The sequence below is a fragment of the Methylobacterium sp. V23 genome (assembly GCF_002917135.1).
Lineage (GTDB): Bacteria > Pseudomonadota > Alphaproteobacteria > Rhizobiales > Beijerinckiaceae > Methylobacterium.
The window spans coordinates 1-1,982 of the sequence record NZ_PDHT01000102.1 but is presented as its reverse complement, the minus strand read 5'-3'; the positions used below and the strand labels follow the sequence as shown (position 1 = coordinate 1,982).

General features: G+C 71.4%; 1 protein-coding gene. It reads left to right on the top strand.

Features of this window, described 5'->3' with window-relative positions; genetic code table 11:
- Positions 1–90: 90 nt before the first annotated feature.
- Positions 91–1,982 (top strand): 1-deoxy-D-xylulose-5-phosphate synthase (gene dxs / locus CRT23_RS27410; protein WP_245436653.1); only part of this gene is annotated, 1,892 nt, incomplete at its 3' end.

The following is a 1,982-nucleotide window of genomic DNA, read 5'->3' as shown; positions in this document are numbered from 1 at the left end:
GTGTCACGGCAAGAAACCTCGCAAGGCAAGACCTCGCACGACGAGCGCGCGCAAGCGGCATCGGAGACCTTCTCGGAGGCGACGGCGATCCTGGACGGTCTGGCGGAGCCTTCGGCGCTGCGTCTGTTGCCGGAGAGCGCGCTGCAGGCGGTGGCGGATGCGGTGCGCACCGAGATGATCGACGCGGTCTCGGTCACGGGCGGGCATCTCGGCTCGGGGCTGGGGGTGGTCGAGCTGACGGTGGCGCTGCACCACGTGTTCGACACCCCCGACGACCGCATCGTCTGGGACGTCGGCCACCAGGCCTACCCGCACAAGATCCTCACCGGCCGGCGCGACCGCATCCGGACCCTGCGCCAGCCCGGCGGCCTGTCGGGCTTCACCAAGCGGGCCGAGAGCGTCTACGATCCCTTCGGGGCGGCCCATTCCTCCACCTCGATCTCGGCCGCGCTGGGCATGGCCGTGGCGCGCGACCTCGACGAGGCGACGGCCAAGGCCCAGGGCGCAACGGTGCCGAAGCGGCGCAACATGGTGGCGGTGATCGGCGACGGCTCGATGTCGGCCGGCATGGCGTACGAAGCCATGAACAATGCCGGCGCCCTGCACTCGCGCCTCATCGTCATCCTCAACGACAACGACATGTCGATCGCGCCGCCCGTGGGCGCCATGTCGGCCTACTTCGCGCGCCTGGCCTCGGGGGGCACCTACCAGTCCCTGCGCGAGACCGCCAAGCAGCTGGGCCGGCTCCTGCCCAAGGGCCTCTACCAGCGCGCGGCCGCGGCCGAGGAATACGCCCGCTCCCTGGTGGTGGGCTCGGGCACGATGTTCGAGGAGATGGGCTTCCACTATGTCGGGCCCGTCGACGGGCACAACCTCGACCACCTGCTGCCCGTGCTCAAGAACGTGCGCGACAGCGAGCAGGGCCCGATCCTGCTGCATGTGGTGACCCAGAAGGGCAAGGGCTACGCCCCGGCGGAAGCCTCGGCCGACCGCTACCACGGCGTGGTCAAGTTCGACGTGCTCTCGGGCGTCCAGGCCAAGGCCAAGCCGAACGCGCCGGCCTACACCCGGGTGTTCGGCGAGAGCCTGATCAAGGCGGCGGATGCCGACGACAAGGTGGTGGCGATCACCGCCGCGATGCCGGGGGGCACGGGCATCGACCTGTTCGGCAAGGCGCATCCGGAGCGCACCTTCGACGTCGGCATCGCCGAGCAGCACGCGGTGACCTTCGCGGGCGGGCTGGCGACGGAAGGCTACAAGCCGTTCGTGGCGATCTACTCGACCTTCCTGCAGCGGGCCTACGACCAGGTCGTGCACGACGTGGCGCTGCAGAACCTGCCCGTGCGCTTCTGCATGGACCGGGCCGGGCTGGTGGGGGCGGACGGGGCGACCCATGCGGGCGCCTTCGACCTGGCCTATCTCTGCTGCTTGCCGAACATGACGGTGATGGCCGCCGCCGACGAGGCCGAGCTGGTGCACATGGTGGCGACAGCGCATGCCCACGACACCGGGCCGATCGCGCTGCGCTACCCGCGCGGCGAGGGCGTGGGCGTGGACCTGCCCGAGCGCGGGGTCGCGCTGCCGATCGGCCGGGGCCGGATGGTGCGGGCGCCGGAGGGCGCGCGGGTGGCGCTGCTGTCGCTGGGTACGCGGCTGTCGGAGGCGCTGAAGGCGGCCGATGCGCTGGAGGCGGAGGGCATCGCGGTGAGCGTGGCGGATGCGCGCTTTGCCAAGCCGCTGGACGACGCTCTGATCCTGGACCTGGCCGCGCGCCACGAGGTCCTGGTGACGCTGGAGGAAGGCTCGGTGGGGGGCTTCGGCGCGATGGTGCTGCACCTGCTGGCCGAGCGGGGCGCGCTGGATACCGGCCGGGTCCGGGTGCGCACGCTGACGCTGCCCGACACCTACCAGGACCACAACACCCCCGACGCCATGTACGCCGAGGCCGGCCTCGACGCCGCCGGCATCCTCCAGACCGTCAA